The sequence below is a fragment of the Brevibacterium oceani genome (assembly GCF_013623835.1).
Lineage (GTDB): Bacteria > Actinomycetota > Actinomycetes > Actinomycetales > Brevibacteriaceae > Brevibacterium > Brevibacterium oceani.
The window spans coordinates 49439-70192 of record NZ_JABKDE010000009.1 but is presented as its reverse complement, the minus strand read 5'-3'; the positions used below and the strand labels follow the sequence as shown (position 1 = coordinate 70192).

At 66.4% G+C, this 20754-nt stretch carries 22 protein-coding genes, 1 tRNA gene and 1 pseudogene; 16 read left to right on the top strand and 8 right to left on the bottom strand.

The window, feature by feature from the left end; translation table 11 throughout:
- The 4 genes from HK401_RS17650 to HK401_RS17635 are packed head-to-tail and all read left to right on the top strand — an operon-like array spanning position 1 to position 5074.
- Positions 1–798, top strand: coding sequence for a LamB/YcsF family protein (locus HK401_RS17650; protein WP_181275959.1), 798 nt, complete (start codon positions 1–3; stop codon positions 796–798).
- Positions 795–1568: a putative hydro-lyase gene (locus tag HK401_RS17645; RefSeq protein WP_181275958.1), complete on the top strand. Its 774-nt coding sequence runs from the start codon at positions 795–797 to the stop codon at positions 1566–1568. Before HK401_RS17650 ends, HK401_RS17645 begins: the two co-directional genes overlap by 4 nt.
- Positions 1565–3307 carry a 5-oxoprolinase subunit B/C family protein gene (locus tag HK401_RS17640; RefSeq protein ID WP_181275957.1) on the top strand — a complete coding sequence of 581 codons (1743 nt, stop codon included), beginning with the start codon at positions 1565–1567 and terminating at the stop codon, positions 3305–3307. Before HK401_RS17645 ends, HK401_RS17640 begins: the two co-directional genes overlap by 4 nt.
- A 3-nt stretch (positions 3308–3310) precedes the next feature.
- The gene (locus HK401_RS17635; RefSeq protein ID WP_181275956.1) at positions 3311–5074 is read left to right on the top strand and encodes an ATP-binding protein; all 1764 of its coding nucleotides are present in this window, start codon (positions 3311–3313) and stop codon (positions 5072–5074) included.
- On the opposite strand, the gene HK401_RS17630 is transcribed toward HK401_RS17635, so the two are convergent.
- Together HK401_RS17630 and HK401_RS17625 are read right to left on the bottom strand one after the other, a co-directional pair.
- Entirely contained in the window at positions 5067–6491 is a 1425-nt protein-coding gene (locus HK401_RS17630; protein ID WP_219922054.1) for an MFS transporter, read from the bottom strand. The two genes, HK401_RS17635 and HK401_RS17630, sit on opposite strands and share 8 nt — an antisense overlap.
- Before the next feature lie 17 nt (positions 6492–6508).
- Positions 6509–7000 carry a MarR family winged helix-turn-helix transcriptional regulator gene (locus HK401_RS17625; RefSeq protein ID WP_258234313.1) on the bottom strand — a complete coding sequence of 164 codons (492 nt, stop codon included), beginning with the start codon at positions 6998–7000 and terminating at the stop codon, positions 6509–6511.
- Positions 7001–7106: 106 nt separating this feature from the next.
- Between HK401_RS17625 and HK401_RS17620 the strand changes: the two genes are divergently transcribed.
- From HK401_RS17620 to HK401_RS17595, 6 genes and pseudogenes are all read left to right on the top strand, one after another.
- Positions 7107–7661, top strand: a complete 555-nt coding sequence (locus HK401_RS17620; RefSeq protein ID WP_181275955.1) for a cysteine hydrolase family protein — start codon at positions 7107–7109, stop codon at positions 7659–7661.
- A gap of 104 nt (positions 7662–7765) precedes the next feature.
- On the top strand, positions 7766–8239 hold the full coding sequence (gene bcp, locus HK401_RS17615) for a thioredoxin-dependent thiol peroxidase (RefSeq protein WP_181275954.1): 474 nt from the start codon (positions 7766–7768) through the stop codon (positions 8237–8239).
- 98 nt (positions 8240–8337) lie between these two features.
- Positions 8338–8419: transfer RNA gene (locus HK401_RS17610), tRNA-Leu, on the top strand.
- 214 nt (positions 8420–8633) lie between these two features.
- Positions 8634–9059: pseudogene (locus HK401_RS17605) on the top strand (SLC13 family permease); the annotation flags it as partial.
- A 52-nt stretch (positions 9060–9111) separates the two neighbouring features.
- Positions 9112–9900 carry an SLC13 family permease gene (locus HK401_RS17600; RefSeq protein ID WP_507134200.1) on the top strand — a complete coding sequence of 263 codons (789 nt, stop codon included), beginning with the start codon at positions 9112–9114 and terminating at the stop codon, positions 9898–9900.
- A gap of 39 nt (positions 9901–9939) precedes the next feature.
- Positions 9940–10428 (top strand): GNAT family N-acetyltransferase, encoded by a 489-nt coding sequence (locus HK401_RS17595; RefSeq protein ID WP_181275951.1) that lies wholly within the window; start codon positions 9940–9942, stop codon positions 10426–10428.
- Positions 10429–10515: 87 nt separating this feature from the next.
- Here HK401_RS17595 and HK401_RS17590 read toward each other — a convergent pair whose 3' ends face one another.
- From HK401_RS17590 to HK401_RS17580, 3 genes are read right to left on the bottom strand one after another with little or no spacing between them, the layout of a single operon-like run.
- Complete coding sequence (locus tag HK401_RS17590) at positions 10516–11154, bottom strand: maleylpyruvate isomerase family mycothiol-dependent enzyme (protein ID WP_181275950.1); 639 nt, start codon at positions 11152–11154, stop codon at positions 10516–10518.
- Positions 11151–11648, bottom strand: a complete 498-nt coding sequence (locus HK401_RS17585; protein ID WP_181275949.1) for an ASCH domain-containing protein — start codon at positions 11646–11648, stop codon at positions 11151–11153. The genes HK401_RS17590 and HK401_RS17585 overlap by 4 nt, the downstream gene beginning before the upstream one ends.
- Positions 11648–12436, bottom strand: coding sequence for a FadR/GntR family transcriptional regulator (locus HK401_RS17580; RefSeq protein WP_181275948.1), 789 nt, complete (start codon positions 12434–12436; stop codon positions 11648–11650). Before HK401_RS17580 ends, HK401_RS17585 begins: the two co-directional genes overlap by 1 nt.
- Before the next feature lie 98 nt (positions 12437–12534).
- Here HK401_RS17580 and HK401_RS17575 point away from each other — a divergent pair, with 98 nt between their 5' ends.
- Both HK401_RS17575 and HK401_RS17570 read left to right on the top strand, forming a co-directional pair.
- On the top strand, positions 12535–13416 hold the full coding sequence (locus HK401_RS17575; RefSeq protein ID WP_219922053.1) for a carbon-nitrogen hydrolase family protein: 882 nt from the start codon (positions 12535–12537) through the stop codon (positions 13414–13416).
- Between the two features lie 106 nt (positions 13417–13522).
- Positions 13523–14863, top strand: a complete 1341-nt coding sequence (locus tag HK401_RS17570; RefSeq protein ID WP_181275947.1) for an APC family permease — start codon at positions 13523–13525, stop codon at positions 14861–14863.
- Between the two features lie 3 nt (positions 14864–14866).
- Here HK401_RS17570 and HK401_RS17565 read toward each other — a convergent pair whose 3' ends face one another.
- Positions 14867–15520, bottom strand: a complete 654-nt coding sequence (locus HK401_RS17565; protein ID WP_258234312.1) for a TetR/AcrR family transcriptional regulator C-terminal domain-containing protein — start codon at positions 15518–15520, stop codon at positions 14867–14869.
- 123 nt (positions 15521–15643) lie between these two features.
- Here HK401_RS17565 and HK401_RS17560 point away from each other — a divergent pair, with 123 nt between their 5' ends.
- Complete coding sequence (locus tag HK401_RS17560) at positions 15644–17305, top strand: amidohydrolase (protein WP_181275946.1); 1662 nt, start codon at positions 15644–15646, stop codon at positions 17303–17305.
- Positions 17306–17318: 13 nt separating this feature from the next.
- Positions 17319–18674: an APC family permease gene (locus tag HK401_RS17555; protein WP_181275945.1), complete on the top strand. Its 1356-nt coding sequence runs from the start codon at positions 17319–17321 to the stop codon at positions 18672–18674.
- Positions 18675–18879: 205 nt separating this feature from the next.
- On the opposite strand, the gene HK401_RS17550 is transcribed toward HK401_RS17555, so the two are convergent.
- Both HK401_RS17550 and HK401_RS20880 read right to left on the bottom strand, forming a co-directional pair.
- The gene (locus HK401_RS17550) at positions 18880–19164 is read right to left on the bottom strand and encodes an HAD family hydrolase (RefSeq protein ID WP_258234321.1); all 285 of its coding nucleotides are present in this window, start codon (positions 19162–19164) and stop codon (positions 18880–18882) included.
- A 10-nt stretch (positions 19165–19174) separates the two neighbouring features.
- A complete protein-coding gene (locus HK401_RS20880) occupies positions 19175–19303 on the bottom strand; it encodes a hypothetical protein (protein ID WP_258234326.1) in 129 nt (42 codons plus the stop codon).
- Positions 19304–19398: 95 nt separating this feature from the next.
- Between HK401_RS20880 and HK401_RS17545 the strand changes: the two genes are divergently transcribed.
- Positions 19399–19746 (top strand): PadR family transcriptional regulator, encoded by a 348-nt coding sequence (locus HK401_RS17545; protein WP_181275944.1) that lies wholly within the window; start codon positions 19399–19401, stop codon positions 19744–19746.
- Positions 19743–20717, top strand: a complete 975-nt coding sequence (locus HK401_RS17540) for an HAAS signaling domain-containing protein (RefSeq protein ID WP_181275943.1) — start codon at positions 19743–19745, stop codon at positions 20715–20717. Before HK401_RS17545 ends, HK401_RS17540 begins: the two co-directional genes overlap by 4 nt.
- Positions 20718–20754: the final 37 nt, after the last annotated feature.

Here is a 20754-nt window from a genome sequence, read left to right as displayed (position 1 = left end):
ATGACAGCCACTGAAACGGGCGCCGCCGGCGCCACCATCGACCTCAACTCGGACCTCGGCGAGAACGTCCCCGACCGGGTGGTCAGCGACGACGACGCCATGCTCGGACTCGTCACCAGCGCGAACGTCTCCTGCGGGTTCCACGCCGGCAATCCAGAGGGCATCCGCGCCACCGTCGATGCCGCCACCCGCGGCGGAGTCGTCATCGGCGCTCACCCCGGATACGACGACTACGAAGGCTTCGGCCGTCGCGCCCTCGACGTGCCCGCCGCCACCCTGCAGGCCCAGGTCGAATACCAGATCGGTGCGCTTCTCGGCCTGACCACCGCCGTCGGAGGAACCGTCGCCTACGTCAAACCCCACGGCGGGCTCTACAACGCGATCGTCCACGACGAAGCACAGGCCAAGGTCGTCGTCGACGCTGTGAAAGCCGTCGACGACTCCCTCGTCTTCCTCGGACTCGCCGGCAGCGTTGCCAACCGCGTCGCCGCCGAGGCGGGACTGCCCGTGGCCGCCGAGGCCTTCGCCGACCGGTCCTACAACCCCGATGGCTCGCTGGTCTCCCGGTCGGAGCCGAACGCTGTCCTCCACGACCCCGACGCCGTGGCCGCCCGGGTGCTGCGCCTCGTGCAGACCGGGCAGGTCGAAGCGATCGACGGCAGCCTCGTCGACGTCGACGCCCAATCGATCTGCTTCCACGGCGACAGCCAGGGGTCGATCGACATGGCCCGCGCGGCACGGGATCTCCTCGAATCCGAAGGAGTCACGATCGCCGCGTTCGCCGGGGTCGGGAAATGAACACAGGTGCGGAAGCCCGCGAGAGTATCCGGGCGGGATTCGACGGCCCCACCTCGGGGTTGGCGCCGGGCCTCGTTCAGGCCAACCTCATCGCCGTGCCTGTCGACTGGGCCTTCGACGTCCTCCTCTTCACCCAGCGCAACCCGAAGCCGTGCCCGATCGTCGACGTCCTCGAACCCGGGCAGGTCGAATCGGTCCTCGCCCCGGGCAGCGACATCCGCACCGACATCTCCGGCTACCGGATCTGGACGGATGGGGAACTCACAGACGAGGTCGCCGATGCCACCTCGGCGTGGGAGACCCACCCGGACCTCGTGTCCTTCCTCATCGGCTGCTCCTTCACCTTCGAAACCGGGCTGACCGCCGCGGGCATCCCGATCCGACACCAGGAGGCCGGCCGCAACGTGCCGATGTACCGCACCTCGACCGCGTGCACCCCGGCCGGTCGGATCAGCGGAGACATGGTCGTGTCCATGCGCCCGATCCCCGCTTCCCAGGTCGCCGAGGCGGTGCGCATCACCGACCGCTTCCCCGCCGTCCACGGCGCCCCCGTCCACATCGGCGAACCCGCCCAGATCGGCATCACCGACCTCGACTCCCCCGACTTCGGCGACCCGCCGGTCATCAACGACGGCGACATCCCCGTCTTCTGGGCCTGCGGAGTCACCCCGCAGGCGGCGATCCAAGCCTCGGGCGTGCCCTTCGCCATCACCCACTCACCTGGGAAGATGTTCATCACCGACGAACCGGAAGACACCTACCGCCGATGACCGCACCGACACCCGCCCCCACCGGGCTGACCTTCCGCACCGCGTCCCGCCGGCACCTCCTCGTCGAGTGCGCCGACCTGACCGCGACGATGACCCTGCACCACAGTCTCGAATCCGCCGACCTGCCCGGCGTCGTCGAGCTCGTCCCCGCCGCCCGCACCGTGCTCATCAGCTTCGACCCATCCCGCACTCGGGCGAGCGCCCTGGCTGAGGCCGTCAGCGGGCTCGACCTCACCCAGTCGACGTCGGCTGAGACCCGCCAGGTGAGCATCCCCGTGATCTATGACGGGGACGACCTCGCCGAGGTGGCCGACCTCCTCAACGTCTCCCCCACCGAGGTGGTGGGCCGCCACCAGGCCGCGACCTGGGAGGTCGCGTTCGCCGGGTTCGCCCCCGGCTTCGGCTACCTTGCCGGCGACGACGATCTCTTCGACGTTCCCCGCCGGTCCTCTCCGCGCACCCGCGTGCCCGTGGGTGCCGTGGCCCTGGCCGGAGAATTCACCGGCGTCTACCCCCGCTCCTCCCCCGGCGGGTGGCAGCTCATCGGCCGCACCGACGCCACACTGTGGGACCTCGACCGGGAACCTCCTGCCCTGTTCGTACCGGGCACGATCGTGACATTCACCGACGTGGGACGCGAGAGCGTCGAAGTGGGAACGTCGACACACGGGGCAGCCGAGGCGGTGCAATCGGCTGCCTCCGACACGGATGGCGGGGCACACGACGACACCGGGTCGGCCACCTCGGCGAGCGCAACACCGGCAGCATCGCCGGTATCGGCAGCCCACCACCTCGAGGTCGTGCGACCCGGGCTCCAACTGCTTATCCAGGACCTCGGGCGCCCCGGGTTCGCGTCGATGGGCGTCTCGGGTGCCGGAGCCGCCGACCGCAGCGCCCTGACCAGCGCGAACCGCCTCGTCGGCAATGCCGAGACCGCGGCCGGGCTCGAGAGCTTCGGCGGGGGTGCGCTCCTGCGCGTCACCGGCGATACGGTCGCCGCGGTCACCGGAGCCGAGGGCACGATCACCGTGACCGCGGTCGACGGCACGGTTCACACGCCCCGCCTCGGCGAGGCGTTCGCCCTGGTCGACGGTGACGAACTCGAACTCGGCACGGTCGAACGCGGCATCCGCCGGTACCTGGCGCTGCGCGGTGGGATCGCCGTCGAGACGGCGCTGGGCAGCAGCTCGGCCGACACGCTCGCCGGGCTCGGTCCGGCCACGCCTGAGAAGGGCACCCTCCTCGCCCTGCACGACCCGCAGACCGCGCCCTACCTCGTCGATCCGCGCCCGGCACCGCCCCGGAATCTGCCGCAGCCCGGTGAGACCGTGACGCTGTCGGTGACCCTGGGGCCACGCGAGGACTGGTTCACGGACGCCGGAATCGACACTCTGCTGGGTCAGGAGTGGATCGTGACCCACGAATCCGACCGCGTCGGGCTGCGCCTGTCCGGTGAGGTCGTCCTCGAACGTGCCCGCACCGGTGAGCTGCCCAGCGAGGGCGCTGTCACCGGTGCCCTGCAGGTCCCGCCGAACGGGCAGCCTGTGCTCTTCGGCCCCGACCATCCGCTCACCGGCGGCTATCCGATCATCGCCAGCGTCGACGACCTCGACCTCGCCGCGCAGCTGCCCCCGGGTGTGAAGCTGCGTTTCACCGCCGACCACCTTGCATCGAGTACTCGCCGGGCCCAGAGCAACGGCACTGCCAAGGCGCCCTACCCTCACGAGAACGAAAGCTGAACAATGTCGAGAATCCTCATCGCCAACCGCGGCGAGATCGCCGTTCGCATCATCCGCGCCTGCGCCGAGCACGGGCACACCTCGGTCGCCGTCTACGCAGATCAGGACGCCGATGCCCTGCACGTGCGCCTCGCCGACGAGGCCTTCGCGCTGTCCGGCACGACCGCCGCGGACACGTACCTGAGCATCGACGCGATCCTCGCCGCCGCGCAGACCGCCGGTGCCGAGGCCGTCCACCCCGGCTACGGCTTCCTGTCCGAGAACGCGGACTTCGCCGCCGCCGTCGAGGACGCCGGGCTGACCTGGATCGGCCCGACTGCTGCGACCATCACGGCCCTCGGCGACAAGGTCACCGCCCGACAGCTCGCGCAGAAGGTCGGCGCTCCCCTGGCGCCCGGCATCGACCGCCCGCTGAAGGACGCGGGAGAGGTCGAGGACTTCGCCGCCGAGGCAGGGCTGCCCATCATCATCAAGGCCGCCCACGGCGGAGGCGGGCGCGGGATGAAGATCGTCAACGACCTCGACGAGGTGGCCGGAGCCTTCGAATCGGCCACCCGTGAGGCCGCCGAGGCGTTCGGACGCTCCGAGTGCTTCGTCGAGAAGTTCTTGGAGCGGCCCCGTCACGTCGAGGTCCAGGTCGTCGGCGACGGGCGGGGACGCGTCGTGGCGGTCGGCGACAGAGACTGCTCGGCCCAGCGACGGAATCAGAAACTTATCGAGGAGGCTCCCGCTCCGGGACTGACGCCCGATCAGCGTGAGCGCCTGCATCGTTCGGCCGAGGCGATCTGCGCCGAGGTGGACTACCGCGGTGCCGGCACCGTCGAGTTCCTCCTCGCCGCCGACGGCACCATGACGTTCCTCGAGGTCAACACCCGACTGCAGGTCGAACATCCCGTCACCGAGGTGACCTCCGGGGTCGATCTCGTCGGCGAACAGTTCCGCATCGCCTTCGACCACGGACTGTCGGTGGAGGCCACTCCGGAGCCGACCGGGCATGCGATCGAGCTGCGCATCAACGCCGAGGACCCGGGCCGCGGATTCCTGCCCACTCCGGGCCGCATCGAGACCCTCGACGTTCCCGGCGGCCCCGGCGTGCGCTGGGATTCCGGCGTCGTGGCCGGTGATGCCGTGCAGCCGGCCTTCGACTCGCTCTTCGCCAAGCTCATCGTCGCAGGTCCCAACCGTGATTCTGCGATCGCGCGGACGATCACCGCGGCCACAGAGCTGAGGGTCGAGGGTCCGGCCACGGTGTTGCCCTGTTCGCTGGCGATCCTTCGCGATGAGGCGTTCACAGGTCTCGGCTCCGACGGCGTCGCGGGCATCCACACGCAGTGGATCGAGACCGAGCTCCTCCCCCGCCTCGACACCCAGGAGCGTCCGGCACCGGCGGAGAACGCCCAGCTCCAGCGGATGAGCATCGAAATCGACGGGAAGCTCACGACCATCGGCCTGCCCGCGGAACTGGTCGCGGCCCTCGGCTCGGCCGGCGGGGCCGGGAACGGGACGACAGTCGGGAACGGCGGGGCCGCCTCGGCGGATGGGGACGGCGGCGAGAACGCCGGGGACGTGACCGCGCCCGTTCCCGGCAGCCTCGTCGATTACCTCGTCGAAGATGGCTCACAAGTGGACGCCGGTGACGATGTCGCCGTGCTGTCGGCGATGAAGATGGAGACGCGCGTCGAAGCTCCGACATCGGGGACGTTCAGCCGCTTCGCCGAGGTCGGGGACGCGATCGCCGTCGGCGGAGTCATCGCGCGGATCAGCTGACGGTCGAGTCCTCGTTCCGGTCGCTGCCGGCGTCGGCGGACGTCCGTCCGATGCCGGCGAGGCTGCGGTCGAAGGCCGTGATGGCGATGAAGACGATGGCGACGCCGACGACGACCCAGCCGAGGATGTGCAATCCGCTGCTCGTCGCGTGCGTGCCGTAGACGTTGCCGTAGATGACCGAGGCGAGGATCGCGCCCAGGTACATGAAGGTGCGCAGCAGCCCCGCCGAGGATCCGATGCGCCCGGGTTCGGCCTGATGGTAGAGCGTCGTCTGGATCGCGAGGTTATTCAGGCCCTGCGGGATGCCGAGGACGAGCATCGCGATGACGAGGAACCACAGCGGTGAGCCGTCGGTCATGAAGAGGACGAGGACGCCGGCGAGCAGCTGCGCGATCGAACCGAGAATGAGCTTCCACGCCACCTCGGGACTGCGGCCGAAGGCGATCGACACCGCGATCCCGCCGGCGAAGACGGGCAGCAGAACGAGCCCTGCACCGGTCGCACTGAGGTCACGTCCCTCTTCGAGCCACTGGGTGAACCCGTAGACGAAGACGTAGGAGATCGTCGCGGTGAGCAGGGACCGCAGGTATGTGAGCAGCAGCGGCCCGTTGCCGGCCAGCACGCGGACGTCGATGAAGGGTTCGGGGGCTCGCAGCTCCCACCACACGAGCACGGCACCGGCGATGACGGCGACGGCCAGCATCCAGATCAGACTCGGCGAGAGGTTCTGGAGGTAGACGAGCAGTGAGAGGATCGAGACTGCGAAGAGGGCGACGCCGGGCCAGTCGAGGCGGGGTCGATCGGACCGCGCGGGCTCGAGTCCGGTCCTGCGCGGGAAGTACAGCCAACCGAGGATGACCCCCGCCAGCCCCAGCGGAAGGTTCACGGCGATGGTCGCCCGCCACCCCCAACTGCCGACGAGGAGGCCGCCGAGGGTCGGTCCGATAACCGCGACGGTCTGGGTGGTGACGGTGAGGATCGTGAGGATGCTCGCCGGGGATTCGATTCCGGTGCGGGTCGCCTCGGCGCGCATCATGTGCATCGCCGCGGGATATCCCGCGCATGTGCCGAGCCCGAGGATGACGCGTGCTGCGACGAGCCACCACAGGCTCGCATGCGTCTCTGGTGCCAGCAGTGCGATGGTCCCGGCGATCGCGACGAGCCCGCCGCCTGCGAGAAAGAGGGTCCGTACCCCGAAGATGTCGACGAGGCGGCCGACGAGGGGCTGGCCGACCGCGGTGGCGAGGTAGAGGCCGGAGACGAGCCAGACCACCTCGGAGGCAGGGGCGCCGAGGGCGATGCCGATCGGCGTCAGAGCCACCGCGATGATCGCGGTGTTGATCGGGTTGAGCATCGCACCGAGCATCATCGGCGCGAGCAGGCGACGGTCGAAACGGTCGGAGGGAGCCTGTTTCATCGGTCGAGGATCTAGTCTCATCGGTCGAGGATCCTCGCGAGGATTCTGCTCGACTCGGCCAGCGTCATGAGTTCGGCGTGGGTGACCTCCTCGGCGAGGCTGTGGTCGAGCCACGCGAGACCGGCTTCCCTCTGCCCCTCGACCTGCTGCCAACCGGCGTCGGTGAGGTCGACGATCTGCCGCCTGCCGTCGGTGGGGTCCGGGCTGCGGGTGAGGAAGCCGCGGGACTCGAGCGACTCGACGGTCGCGGCCATCGACTGCGGGCGGACTTTCTCGGCATGGGCGAGCGCCGCGACCGTGGACACCCCGCCCTTGCTCAGTCGGGACAGTGCGGAGGCCTGGGACGGGGTGAGCGAGTCCTCGAGCGTGGTCTCGCGCAGGCGGCGGACGAGCCGGGCGAGGACAGCTCGCAGATCGACCGCCACCTGGTGGGCGTTCGCCTGCGACGGGTCGGTTGTCTCCGACGGGTCGTTCATCGGCTTCGGGGCGTTGGAATCTGACATCGACATATTGACAGTCTAGACTGTGCAGTTGAAACTGGCTATCGGTGCGGTTCTTCTCGCCTGTCCCTCATGGCCCATTTCTCACCCACCTCCCATCGAACGGAGTTCTCGTATGACCTCAGCACTGCTTCTCATGGATTTCCAGGCCGGAATCGCCGGCCGTCCCGGCTTCGAACCTGCCGTCGACGCGGCCGAACGCGCGCTCACCGCCGCTCGCGATGCCGGTATGCCCATCGTCTTCGTGCGGGTCGCCTTCCGGCTCGGCTGCCCCGAGATCGCGGAATCGAACCTCTCGTTCTCTGCGGCGAAGGAGCGCGGTGACGACGCGATGAGTCTCGACGCTCCGGCGACCCAGATCATTGATCGCCTGAGCCCCCGGGACGACGAGCCTATCGTCGTCAAGAAACGCATCTCGGCGTTCGCCGGCAGCGACCTCGAGGTTTTGCTGCGCGGGCTCGGCGCCGATTCGCTTGTGCTCGGTGGGATCTCGACGAGCGGGGTCGTGCTCTCGACGGTGCGTCTCGCCGCCGACCTCGACTTCCGCCTCACGGTGCTCGCCGACGCCTGCGCGGATCCGGATGCGGAGGTCCATCATGTCCTCACGGAGAAGGTGTTCCCTCGCCAGGCGCTCGTCACTTCGGTGGCGGACTGGGCCGCAGCACTCTGAGACCACCGGTGATCCGCTGCGGGCCAGGTCCGGGAGCCGGGAAGTCCTCGGAACGGTAGAGTGGACGCGGAGAACGATTCCCAATCACGCATTCAGGAGTTCCTATGCCACGCTTGTCGGTCGGCGACACCGCCCCGGATTTCACCCTCGTCAACCAAGACGGGAAATCCGTGAGCCTCAGTGACTATCGAGGTCAGCGGGTCGTCGTGTACTTCTACCCCGCAGCGATGACCCCCGGCTGCACGACCGAGGCCTGCGACTTCCGGGATTCGCTCTCGGCTCTCAAGGCCGCTGGCATCGTCGTCCTCGGCATCTCCCCGGACAAGCCGGAGAAGCTGCAGCAGTTCATCGAGAAGGAGGGCCTGAACTTCGACCTCCTCTCTGATGAGGACAAGACGATGATGACCGAGTGGGGTGCCTTCGGCGAGAAGAAGAACTACGGCAAGGTCGTCCAGGGCGTCATCCGCTCGACCGTCGTCGTCGACGCCGAGGGCACAGTCGAACTCGCCCAGTACAACGTCAAGGCCACCGGGCACGTTGCCCGTGTGCGCAAGGAACTGGGCATCGACGCCGCCTGAGTTCCGTTCCGCGGACGTCCGAGCCGCGTGAGTTTTCAGCAGGCCGTGGCGCCCCTGCTAGTCTTGAGGGCGTTGCGGCCGCTGTTCCGGCTGCTTGAGCGCGAGTGGCGGAATTGGTAGACGCGCTGGATTTAGGTTCCAGTGTCTTCGGACGTAGGGGTTCAAGTCCCCTCTCGCGTACGACTAAACAGCCCTCTGCCCGACCCCGATGGGTCGCGGTGGAGGGCTGTTTCGTCGTCTTCGACTGACATTCGGGCCGAAGGCTCACCGCGTGTGCGGCGCGCTCGCCTCGACTGCTTCATCCGCATCGAGACCGCGAAACAACGGGCAAGGACTCCTGATAGCGTGACCGGGTGCTTTTGGGTCGCACCATCATGGCTATAAGGAGGATCCCGTGACAACAGCCCAGATCATCGCTTTGATTCTGCTCGTGCTGATTCTGATCGGCGCCGTGTGGAAGAAGATCAACATCGGCATCCTCTCGCTGTTCGCCGCGTTCATTCTGCTCATCGTGTCTGACGCTTCGGCCGACGACGTCTACAGCAGCTTCCCCGCGAACCTGGTGGTACTCATCATCGGTGTCTCGCTGATGTTCAGCCATCTCGAGCTCAGCGGGGCGGTCCACTGGATCATCAACGGGGCATTCCGCATCGTCGGTGATCGCAGAGCTCTGATTCCCTGGGTCGGATTTGCTTTGGGCGGCTTCCTGTCGACCGTGGGGATCTTCGGGACCGGGCCCGTCGCCATTCTGGTCCCAATCATCGCTTTCATCTCGGTGAAGTATCCCGGCACCTACCTCATCAATGCCCTCGGCGTGATCATGGGCTCCATCGGCCTGGGGATGTCTCCGCTCAACCCGACGGGGGGCCACGATCAGCCACCTCGCAGCGAAGGCCGGCATCTCGTACTCGGAGTGGTCGCTCTGGCTCGTCGCCGTCGTAGTCACCGCCGTCTGCCTGGCCGCATTGCAGGTTGTCTTCCGGTGGCTGGCGCGTCGCGGTCAAACACTCGTAGAACCGCAGGCGTCCCAGGTCGCCGAGGGTGAAGAATCCCGTTCCACTCCGACGAATACCGTTTATGCGGTGAGTTCGATCGTCGGTCTGCTCGCCTTCGTCCTCTGTGTGATCGCCTTCGGGCTCGACGTCGGTCTCACGTCGATGGCGGTCGCCGCGATTCTTCAGATCGTCTTCCACCCCGCGCAGAAGGAGATGTTCAGCCGGGTGCCCTGGGGAGCGACTCTGCTCATCGGCGGCCTCCTCACCTACCTCGGCCTGTTGGAGTCGGTGGGCACCATCGATGCGATCCAGAGCGGCATGGGAGCTGTTGGATCCGGTGCGGTCTTACTGCTGGTGCTCGCCTACCTCACTGCTGTGCTGTGCAATGTTGAGTCATCCGCTCTCGGCGTGCTCAGCCTGACGATGCCGCTGGCCTTCGGATTCTTCAGCGACTCGCCGAACGTCTTCTGGATCGTCGCCGCCATTGCCGTCCCTTCCGGACTCATGGTGATGAATCCGATCCACATTGCCGGGACCCTGGTCGTCGCCAATGCCCAGGAAGACCGGCAGAACACGGTCTTCCGCATCTTCCTCGCGACGTCGCTGTGCCTGACTGCGGTCGTCCCCGGACTGCTCTCCGTCATCCCACTTACTCTGGGCGTCTAGAGTGTCATCCACACGATCGTCTACCCCGGAAAGGTCCCGATGAACTCCTCTGCCCCGTCACAGCTGTCCGTCCGCCCCACCTCGCCCGATGATGAGTCGCGGTGGAAGGAGCTCTTCCGCGCCTACCGCGAGTTCTACCATCTGCCGGAGTCCGAGGAGATTGTCTCCCGCGTCTGGTCGTGGATCGTCGATGCCGACCATGAGGTCCAGAGCCTCGCGGCCGAGGTGGACGGACGGATCGTCGCCATCGCCGACTTCCGCCGCTTCTCCCGCCCCTCCACCGGCAGCGTCGGGATCTGGCTCGATGACCTCTTCACCGACCCCGAGGTGCGCGGGTCCGGTGCCGGGCGTGCCCTCGTCGCGCGCCTACAGGAGATCGCCGCCGAGGAGGGACGCTCCGTCGTCCGTTGGATCACCGCTTCCGACAACGAACAGGCGCAGGTGCTCTACGACAAGGTGGCCACCAAGACGAACTGGGTGACCTACGACGCGAAGCCGCAAACAGCTGCGGACCGGGGACGCGGCTGAAGGCTGAGCCGTATTACCTGGGCATGCAAGGTGTCTGGGTCCACAAGGAGTCTGGACCTTCAAGGGCTCCCCGTGGCGGCACCCGATTCAGCTCATGCGGGTTCGCAATTCGGCCACGCCGTCGCCGTTGAGTGCACGCAGAGCCTCGGGGCGTCCGGCCATCGCCATGACGAGGTCGAGCAGTCGTCCGGTGACCATCGGGCCGGATCCGGAGTCGAAGTCCGCATCGTCTGCGCGCAGTCGCAGACCCTTGGCCAACGTTTTGCTGTTGACCGCGAAATCCTTCGCCGCAAAGTAGCGGGCCACGGATGCGACCGCCTCGGGATCGGGCGACAGTTCGATCCCCAGCGGGAGTGCGATGTCCTGGCTGTGGACGACCACCTCGCCGAGGAACGCCGGATAGTCCTTCGTCGGCGCGATCGTGGCCGTGACCGCCTCGCGGAAGTTGTCGACGGTCTCGGCGGGCGAGCGTCCCCGATACCGTGACAGCAGGCGTGCGTTGTGCTTGGTGGGGTCGAAACCGGATCGGACAATGCTGCGGATCCAGGTCCACCGTCCGGTGTTCGCTGCCGCACTGAGATGGGCGACGACCTCGTCGACGGACCATCCGTCACACAGCGAACGCTGGGCGAACTGCTCCGGGGAGAGGTCCTCGAGCGCTCCGAGCAGACGGGCTCGCTCTGCGTGGATGAGCTTCCAATGCTCGGCGGATTCTGCTGCGGTCATGAACTGAGCACCTCGTCGGCGTGACTGATCGGATAGATGAGTTCGAAACGCTCGCAGACGACGGGCATGTCGACGGCGAAACCTCGACGGCCGCGCTCACGCCAAAAGCGTTCGTGGATCTCACGCCAGGCCTCCAGGGTGCGGTCACCCTCACCTTCGGACCACGCGTGTTCGACAGTCACCTCGGCAAAGGGGACGATGTCGACCGCAGTGGTCTCGATGACCGCACGCGGCCGCTCCTGCCCGTCGAGGATGATGCTCAGCTGCCCCACCTCGGGGACGGTCTCGCCGTCGGCTTCGATGTCCCACAGCGCCGAGGCGGTTCCCGTCTTCGTTCCGGACAGGACCAATGCGAGGAGTTCGCCCGCATGGTCCGCTGTCGCACCGAACGCCCACGCCTCGGGCACCCGTTCCGGCAGTTCCAGGATGCGCGTGCGAACCGCCGACCAGAATCGTTCGAGTTCAGATGCGCGCGGCTCCACCAATTCAGTCATCAAGACTTCCCCGTCCCGTCGTTGCGTTCGAGGCCGACGAACATCTCCCGCCGCAGGGCATCGACATGCACACGGGTGATCGCCATGGCTGCGGTCGGATCGTGCGCCCGGAGAGCGGCCACCAACTGTCGATGATGGTCCCGTCCCTCTTCGAGCTGCTCCTGGGGATAGGGAACGAAGTACTTCGTCAGTCCGCCATAGCTGGCCAGATAAGTCGGCACCTCGGGCAGTTCGCTGATGTCGGCGACACGATGGTGGAACCGGGTATCGGGGATGTGATGCTCGTGCCAGTCAGCAGCCTCGGCGGAGGCCCTGATGAGTGAGTCGAGCTCATCGCACTGGTCGGGGGTCGCGCGCAGGGCAGCCTCGGCGACGATGGCGGATTCCATCAGACTGCGCTGGTCGATGAGTCTGTGGATTGCGTCGGCGTCGGCCCGGTAGGCAGTGACGGCGGAGTCGTTGAGATGCGGCGGATCATCGGCGACGAAGGTGCCGCCGCCCCGACCCCGCCGGCGGACAAGGACCCCGTCATCGACAAGGCTCTCGAGACCTCGCCGGGCGGTGATGACGCTGACTTCGAGCCCGGCGGCCAGAAGCTCGGTCTTCGGCAGTCTGCTGCCGGGTGCCAACAGCGCGTGTTCGATCGAGAGGAGGACACGGGCACGGACGGTGTCGACGGCGGACAGACGCGTGAGTTCGGCGGCCCCGGGGGCGGCGAAGAGGGTTCGGTCGACCGCATGCGCCTCCGCAGGCCCCGGATCAAGTGTCGAAGGATTTCTCTCCGTCATGTCTTGAGTCTAACGTCACATCGACTTATAGTGATCAAACTGATCACTTAAAGTGGCGATGCCTTCCGGCACCGTGAGAACCCGTCGAAGGGACTACAGTGGAAACCAGCGAAATGGCAGTCGGACTGGCCCAGCGGTCGCCGCTGACCGGGTCCGATCCGCTCTCCGACTTCCGTGCCGATGTGGCAGCCACAACGACGCGGCATCCCGAGCTCGAGATGCTCGTCTACCCCGAACTCCACCTCCACAGCGTCGACGACCTGCCCGCAGAGCAGCGCTCGCCCGCACTGCGGAAGAAGGCCGTCTACCTCGACTCAGCGTTCGTCGCCGACATCGGACGGATCGCGGCCGACCACGGCATCTGGCTGTGCCCGGGCAGCATCGGTGAGATCGCCGACGACGGCAGCTTCTTCAACACCCAGCTCCTCTTCTCCCCAGCCGGCGAGCTCGTCTCGACGTACCGGAAGATGTTCCCCTGGCGCCCCTACGAACCGCACCGGCCGGGCACCGAGTTCGTCGTCGCCCCGACTGCCGATCACGGCACGTTCGGACTCTCCATCTGCTACGACGCCTGGTTCCCGGAACACTCTCGGCATCTGAGCTGGATGGGTGCCGATGCCATCCTCAACGTCGTCAAGACGACCAGCCAGGATCGCGAACAGGAGCTCGTCCTCGCCCGGGCGAATGCGATCGTCAACCAGGTCTACGTCCTCAGCGTCAACTGCGCCGAGCCCGTCGGCCGCGGGCGCAGCATCGCCGTCGACCCCGAAGGCTTCGTCCTCGGCGAAGCGGGTCTGGGTGAGGACACGATCGTCGTGCGCGTGGATCCGGCCCGAGTTCGTCGCGTGCGCGAACTCGGAACCGCCGGCACCAACCGAATGTGGTCGCAGTTCACGCCCGAGGATGCGCCGATCCCTCTCCCCCTCTACGACGGCTCGCTCGACCCCACCCGCTGGACGCCGGGTCAGAGCAACCCCTGAGTCGACACTCCGACGGACGCTTTCATCACAAACCCGTCGCCGCACCTGAACCCATCACTACGACCTCATCCACTGCTGCATCCATGACATCGACAACGGAGTGACCATGTCAGACACCGTCACGCTCAACCGCACGCTCAAACTGCCCTCCCTGGTCATCTTCGGCCTCGCCTACCTCACACCGCTCATCGTCCTCGGCATCTTCGGCGTCACCGCCTCGCAGACCCATGGGGCGAGCGCAAGTGCGTATCTGCTGGCCCTCGGTGCCATGCTCTTCACCGCCAACAGCTACGGCCGGATGGCCGCGGCCTATCCAGTGGCGGGGTCGGCCTACACCTATGTGCGCAAGACGATCGACGGCCGCGTCGGCTTCCTCGTCGGTTGGGCGACGATGCTCGACTACCTGTTCCTGCCGATGGTCATCTGGCTCATCGGCGGCTCCTACCTGCAGGCGCAGTTCCCGGCCGTGCCGATGGCGGTGTGGATCATCGGATTCATCGTCCTCACCACCGTCCTCAACGTCGTCGGCATCAAGGTCGCCGATCGGGCCAATCTCATCCTGATGTCGTTCCAGATCCTCGTCATCGTCTTCTTCGTCGCCCTGTCACTGGCGGATGTCTTCAGATCCGACGGTGCCGCGGGGCTATTCAGCGCCAGCCCGTTCACGGGCCTCGACTCCACACTCGTGGCCATCGGCGGCGGTGCCGCGGTCGCTGCGTACTCGTTCCTCGGGTTCGATGCCGTCACCACTTTCACCGAGGAGACCATCGAGCCTCGTAAGACAGTGCCGAAGGCGATTATGCTCATCGCCCTCATCGGCGGTGGAATCTTCGTCGTCGTGGCCTATGCGGTCCAGCTCGTCCATCCCGGCGGGGTGTTCGAGAATTCTGATGCCGCGGCCTTCGAGATCGCCAGAAGCATCGGAGGACACCTCTTCGGTGCGGTCTTCCTCGCCGCGCTCGTCATCGCACAGTTCACCTCGGGCATCGCCGCTCAAGCCGCGGGCAGCCGACTGCTCTATGCGATGGGCCGCGACGGGGTGCTGCCACGCGGCTTCTTCGGCAAGCTCAATCCGCGTTTCCACACCCCCGTGCTGTCTCTGCTGACGATCGCCGCCATCGGACTCGTGGCGATCTTCATGAACGTCGCCACCTCGACGTCGTTCATCAACTTCGGGGCCTTCTTATCCTTCATCATGGTCAATGTCTCGGTCATCGTCTACTGGGCAAAAGAGAGACGAGCGGGCCGGCCGCACAACATCGTCCTCTACCTCGTCTGCCCGATCGTCGGCGTCTTCGTCATCGGCTATCTGCTCACCCAGCTCGACATCCACGCGATCACCCTCGGCGCAAGCTGGCTGGTCATCGGTGCCGTCATCCTCGCAATTACGACAAGAGGCTTCCGCAAGCAGCCCTCTGACCTGGCCGTGGATTCGGTCGCGGGCTGAGCTTCAGCCTGCCACCTCGGCGAGCCGCAGCCGCAGCCCGTCGATGAGGGCGCGAAGTCCGAGAGAGAACGCCGCCTCCGCACCATAGGTCGGCGCGTGGCGTTCGGCCAACGCCTCCCGAACAGCAGGCAGTACGGCGTCGACGGCACCCTGGACCAGCAGATCTCCGGGTGCGACGATGTCGAGAGCCGAGCCGAGGACGTGTGCCTCGACGGTGCGGACGACGGCGAAGACGAGGCTTTCGGGCCACCCGGCTCGGACCAGACCGGCGACCACGGCGTCATACATCGCATACGCGGAATGGTGGCGGATCGGCGTGGTCGCCAGCAGTCGGATGAGGTTGGGATGGGTCGCAAACGCCCGCAGATAGGACCCCGCCCACTCCTCGAGCGCCGCATCCCAGCCCTTGTCAGCTGTCCGTGCAGAAGACTCCGGCTCCTCAGCGGACCCGAACGCGGTGACGTCGATGTCGGCGACGATGCGGGCGCGCATGAGTTCGATGAGCTCGGTCCGCCCGGAGACGTGGTTGTAGAGCGAGGACACCTGCCGATCGACACGAGCAGCGAGGGTGCGCATCGACAGTGCCTCCGCGCCCTCCTCGTCGACGAGGACGAGCGCCGCATCCACGAGCCGTTCCCGGTTGAGCCGCAATCCCATCTCGCCTCCTACTTCCGCTGACCTCATGCAGAGTGTATCGTGTTCTCAGTCACAAATACGAACACTGTTCGTAACAGTGACGGATCAGAGATCGTACGCATTGAAGCGAGGGACAGACCCACCGTGGCTTTGACACATTTCCACAACGGCACCATCTGGCTGGGAGCCTCAACCGAGACCGCCGACTCCCTGCTCGTCGATGACGGTGTCATCGTCGCGATCGGCTCGACGGATGTCGAAGCGCAGCTCGCCGAGGCGGCCGCGGAGTCGGGCTCCCTCACAGACTCTGTCGATCTCGAGGTCGTCGATCTCGACGGCGGCTTCCTCATGCCCTCTTTCGGCGACGGTCACGCCCACCCGATCTTCGGCGGGCTCGAAGTCGAAGGTCCGCAGGTGCGCTCGTGTTCCAGTGTTGCCGAGATCATCGCCGAGGTGGCCCGCTTCGCCGAGGCCAACCCCGAACTCGAGTGGATCACCGGAGCGTCCTACGACGGCAGCCTCGTCGCCGGCGGTCTCTTCGATGCCCGCTGGCTCGACGAGGCCGTATCCGACCGTCCCGTCGTCCTGCGAGCCTGGGACTATCACACGGTGTGGTGCAACTCCCGCGCCCTCGAACTGGCCGGGATCACCGCGGACACCCCCGAACCGACTCTCGGGGAGATCCCCCGACGAGGTGACGGCTCACCTTTGGGAACACTGCGGGAGTGGGGTGCCGTCGACCTCGTCGATGCCGTCCGCCCGCCATTGGACGAATCCGTGCGGCTGCGTGCTCTGGAGCGAGCGGCGGACTACTACCTCGAGCGCGGAGTCACCTGGGTCCAGGACGCCTGGGTCGAACCGGCTGATGTGAAGACCTATCTTGCCGCCTCGGCTCAGGGCCGGTTGACGATCCGGTTCAATCTCGCGCTCTATGCCGACCCGCGGAGCTTTTCCGAGCAGCTGCCGGCGATGATCGAGGCCAGGAGGCGCGTGGAGGAGCTCGCCGATCCGATGCTCAGCGCCCGGACCGTGAAGTTCTTCGCCGACGGCGTCGTCGAGAACGAGACCGGATCCCTGCTCGAACCGTACTGTTCGTCCCTGCACAATCATGGTCTGCGCGTGTGGGAGGGTGAGACCCTCGCCGAGGCGGTTCGTGCCGTCGATGCGGCAGGTTTCCAGGTCCATATCCACGCGATCGGCGACGCCGCCGTCCGGCAGGCCCTCGACGCCATCGAATCGGCCATCGCCGCCAACGGATCGCGCGATCGCCGACCGGTCATCGCGCACGCCCAGCTCGTCGACTCCGCGGACCTCGACCGGTTCGCCGAGCTCGGGGTGATTGCGAACATGCAGCCCCTGTGGGCACAGCTCGATGACCTCATGACCGTGCTCACGGTGCCCCGCCTCGGCGAGGATCGGGCCCGGCAGCAGTACCGGATGCACAGCATCCTCGACGGCGGCGGACGTCTGTCGTTCGGCTCGGACTGGCCGTGCACCTCGGGCACACCGGTCGAAGGTCTGGCGATCGGGACGAGCCGACAGAACGAAGCGGGCGAACCGGACGGCGGGTGGACACCCGAGGAGATCGTCGACATCGACCGCGCCCTCGACGCGTATTCGACCGCTGTGGCCCATCAGGCCTTCGCCGATCACTCAGCCGAGCCGTGGGGCTCGATCCAGGTCGGGGCGAGTGCCGACCTCATCCGATTCGACCACGATCCACGGGACCTGACCCCACGCGAACTCGCGCTCACACGAATTGCCGCCACCTACCTCGGCGGCGTTGCCGTGCATTCGCAGGCCTGAGAAAGGACCGACCATGTCACAGCCGACGGCCAACACCGGAGCGGATGGCGAAGGTCAGCTCAAGCGCGCCCTCGGTGTGCCCTCGCTCGTCTTCTTCGGCCTCGTCTACATGGTGCCGCTGACGATCTTCACCACTTACGGCATCGTCACTCAGGTCACGGGCGGACGGGTGCCGTTGGCGTACGTCATCACATTGGCGGCGATGGTCTTCACCGCCAGGTCGTACGCGAAGATGGCCCATGAGCTGCCCTTCGCCGGTTCGGCCTACACCTACACGCAGAAGAGCTTCGGGCCCGCAATCGGGTTCGTCGCCGGATGGGCGCTGCTGCTCGACTATCTGTTCCTGCCGATGATCAACTACCTCGTCATCGGCATCTACCTCTCCGCGGCGTTCCCGATGATCCCCGCATGGGTGTTCGTGCTCACCGCGATCGTCCTCGTCACGATTCTCAACGTCATCGGCATCGTCTCGGTGGCCAGGGCGAACATCGTCATCATCGCCGCGCAGGCGATCTTCATCCTCACCTTCGCGGCTCTCGGGATCGCATCGATGACGGGGTCGGGAACGGTCGATCTCGCGGCACCCTTCACCGGCGACGGGAGCGCGCCGGGATTCGGCAACGTCATGGCCGGAGCGGCGATCCTCTGCCTGTCCTTCCTCGGCTTCGACGCGGTCTCAACACTGTCGGAGGAGGCCAAGGACGCCAAGCGGACGGTGCCTCGGGCCATCGTCTTCGCGACTCTCACGGGCGGGCTCATCTACATCCTGCTGTCGTTCCTCGCTCAGCTGGTCTACCCGTCGAACCGGTTCGCCGATGTCGACTCCGGCGCTCTTGACGTCATGAGCGCTGCGGGAGGTGAGTTCCTCACGATCTTCTTCACCGCCGCCTATGTCGCCGGTGCCTGCGGTTCGGCGCTGACCTCGCAGGCTTCGGTCTCGCGCATCCTCTTCGCGATGGGCCGCGACGGCGTGCTGCCGAAGACCTTCTTCGGGCGCCTCTCCCCGCGCTTTCACACCCCGATCCTCGCCACGCTCACCGTCGGCGTCGTGTCGCTGTTCGCGTTGGCTGTCGACCTCAGCTTCATCTCGGAGATGGTCAGCTTCGGGGCGCTCATCGCGTTCTCCGCGGTCAACCTCTCCGTCGTCAAGCACTTCATCATCGACGGGAAGCGCCGCGGGGCACGCGCTGTCGTGAGCTTCATCGTGCTGCCGGGTATCGGCTTCTGCCTCACCCTGTGGCTGTGGACGAGCCTGTCGCCGCGGACGCTGCTCATCGGCCTGGTCTGGCTCATCATCGGGACCGCCTACCTCACGTTCGTCACCCGCGGGTTCCGGCGTCCGACGCCGATGCTCGATCTCACGGAATAGGCCACCTCATCATGTGGTGTTGCGGCAAGTGAGAACCATACCTGCACCCCAGGCGACAGCAACCCCGAACGACACCCACACTATCCACGAATGCCCGTTCGAGGCGCCGTCGAACAGGCCCGGAATCAAGACAATGCCTGCCGGTTTCGAACCCGGCAGCCTCGGCGGCGGCCACATTCTCACTGCAACCTGCAACCGCCTGGACTCATCCCTCGAGGTAGTTCTCGACGGCGGCGATAGTCGAGTCATTGTCACGGTGCACGATCGAGGTCATGCCCACGGCACGAGCGCCCTCCGCGCAGATCTTATGGTCATCGATGAAGAACACGTTTTGCGGTTCGGCGCCAATGCGGTCGAGCGCATTCTCATATGCCTCCGGCTCCGGCTTGAGCAGACCTGTTTCGTGGCTGTAGAGAATAGGATCGAAGACAGCACTGAAACCGAACCGGCGATCCTCTTCACAACGAGCTCCATCGACCGAATTCGACAGGATCGCGACTTCAGCACGCGATCGGAGTGAGTCCCGATCGCTCCTGCCACCGACGCTGGAACTTCGGCCACACCGCGTCGTCATCGACGACTTCCAGGACTCCTCCGATATCGAAGAGCACCCACCTTCGCGTTTCCATGCGACGAGACTAACAGCCGGCATCTGCGAGGCCACAGAGACGAATCCATACCTCGCCTCTTGTAATAGTGTGCGTCACACACTATCGTGTCACGCATGGACGAAGACACGGACAAGGCACTCGCCACGCACGAACAGGAGCTGCGCCGCGGCACTGTCGTCTTCGCCAGCCTCGTCGCCTGCAGGCGCCCACAGTACGGCTACTCGCTGCTGACGACTCTGACCGAAGCAGGCGTCCCCACCGAGGCCAACACCCTCTACCCCCTGCTGCGGCGGCTCGAGAAACAGGGCCTGCTCACAGCCGTTTGGAACACCGAACAGGCTCGTCCCCGCAAGTACTACACGCTCACCGACAGCGGCGCCGAAGTCGCCGCCGCACTGCACAGCCACTGGCTCGAACTCGACTCCAGCATCACACAGCTCTGGAAGGACGGCACACCATGAGTGCGCTCACCGAAATCTACGTCGACAACGTCACCCGTCATCTCCCCGAAGACGCCCGCCCGGACATCGCAGCCGAGATCACCGCCACGATCGATGACATGGTCGATGCCCGCCTCGGCGAGGGCACGGACCCGACCCCGGATCGCACCGCCGCCATCGAACGCGAAGTCCTCGAAGAACTCGGCGATCCCGCGGTGCTGTCGCGAGAGTATTCGAACTCCCCACAGCACTTCATCGGCCCGAATTCCTATCCACTCTTCGTCTGGGCACTGCGGTGGGTTCTGCCTCTCGTCGGTCTGCTCGCGGTGCTCACGAACGTCGTGACCACCATCGCCCTCTCGCCCGAAGCCCAGATCGGGGAGATCATCGGCAAGACGGCCGGCAACACGGTCATCGCCCTGCTGACCGCGTTCGCCGCCATCACGATCATCATCGGCCTCGGCGACCGCGGAATGGACGGCGGTGCGGCCGAAGCGATGCGGAAACGACAGTCGGGCACGTGGACGGTCGATGATCTCGATCGTCGCGATTCCCACGGCAAACAGATCCGCGCCGAGGCGGGGCTCGGGCTGGTCTTCATCGTGGCCTTCGCCATGGCCCCGTTCATCCCGACTTCCCTTTTCTATGTCGGGCATCTCAACGGTGGGGAGACGTTCATCAATCCGGATCTCGGCTTCGGCTGGCTGCTCGGATACTGGGGCTTCCTGGCTCTCCTCGCCGCGGTCGAGATCGTGAAGTTCACGACCGCCTCGGCGAGGCCGATCGTAGTGCTCATCGGCGGGATCGCCGATGTCGCCATGGCGGTCTTCCTCACGGTCGCCCTGCTCACACAGCCCGTCCTCCACCCGGAGCTCACGAACACCCCGAATGCCGACGTCCAGCAGATCATCACGGTCATCGCGGTCTGGGCCATCGTCATCTGGGATCAGGTGAGCACGTGGCGGACCTATCGCCGGGAACACCACTCCTGAGCACAGGCGGAGCCGGTCCCGCCGACCGCAGCGAATT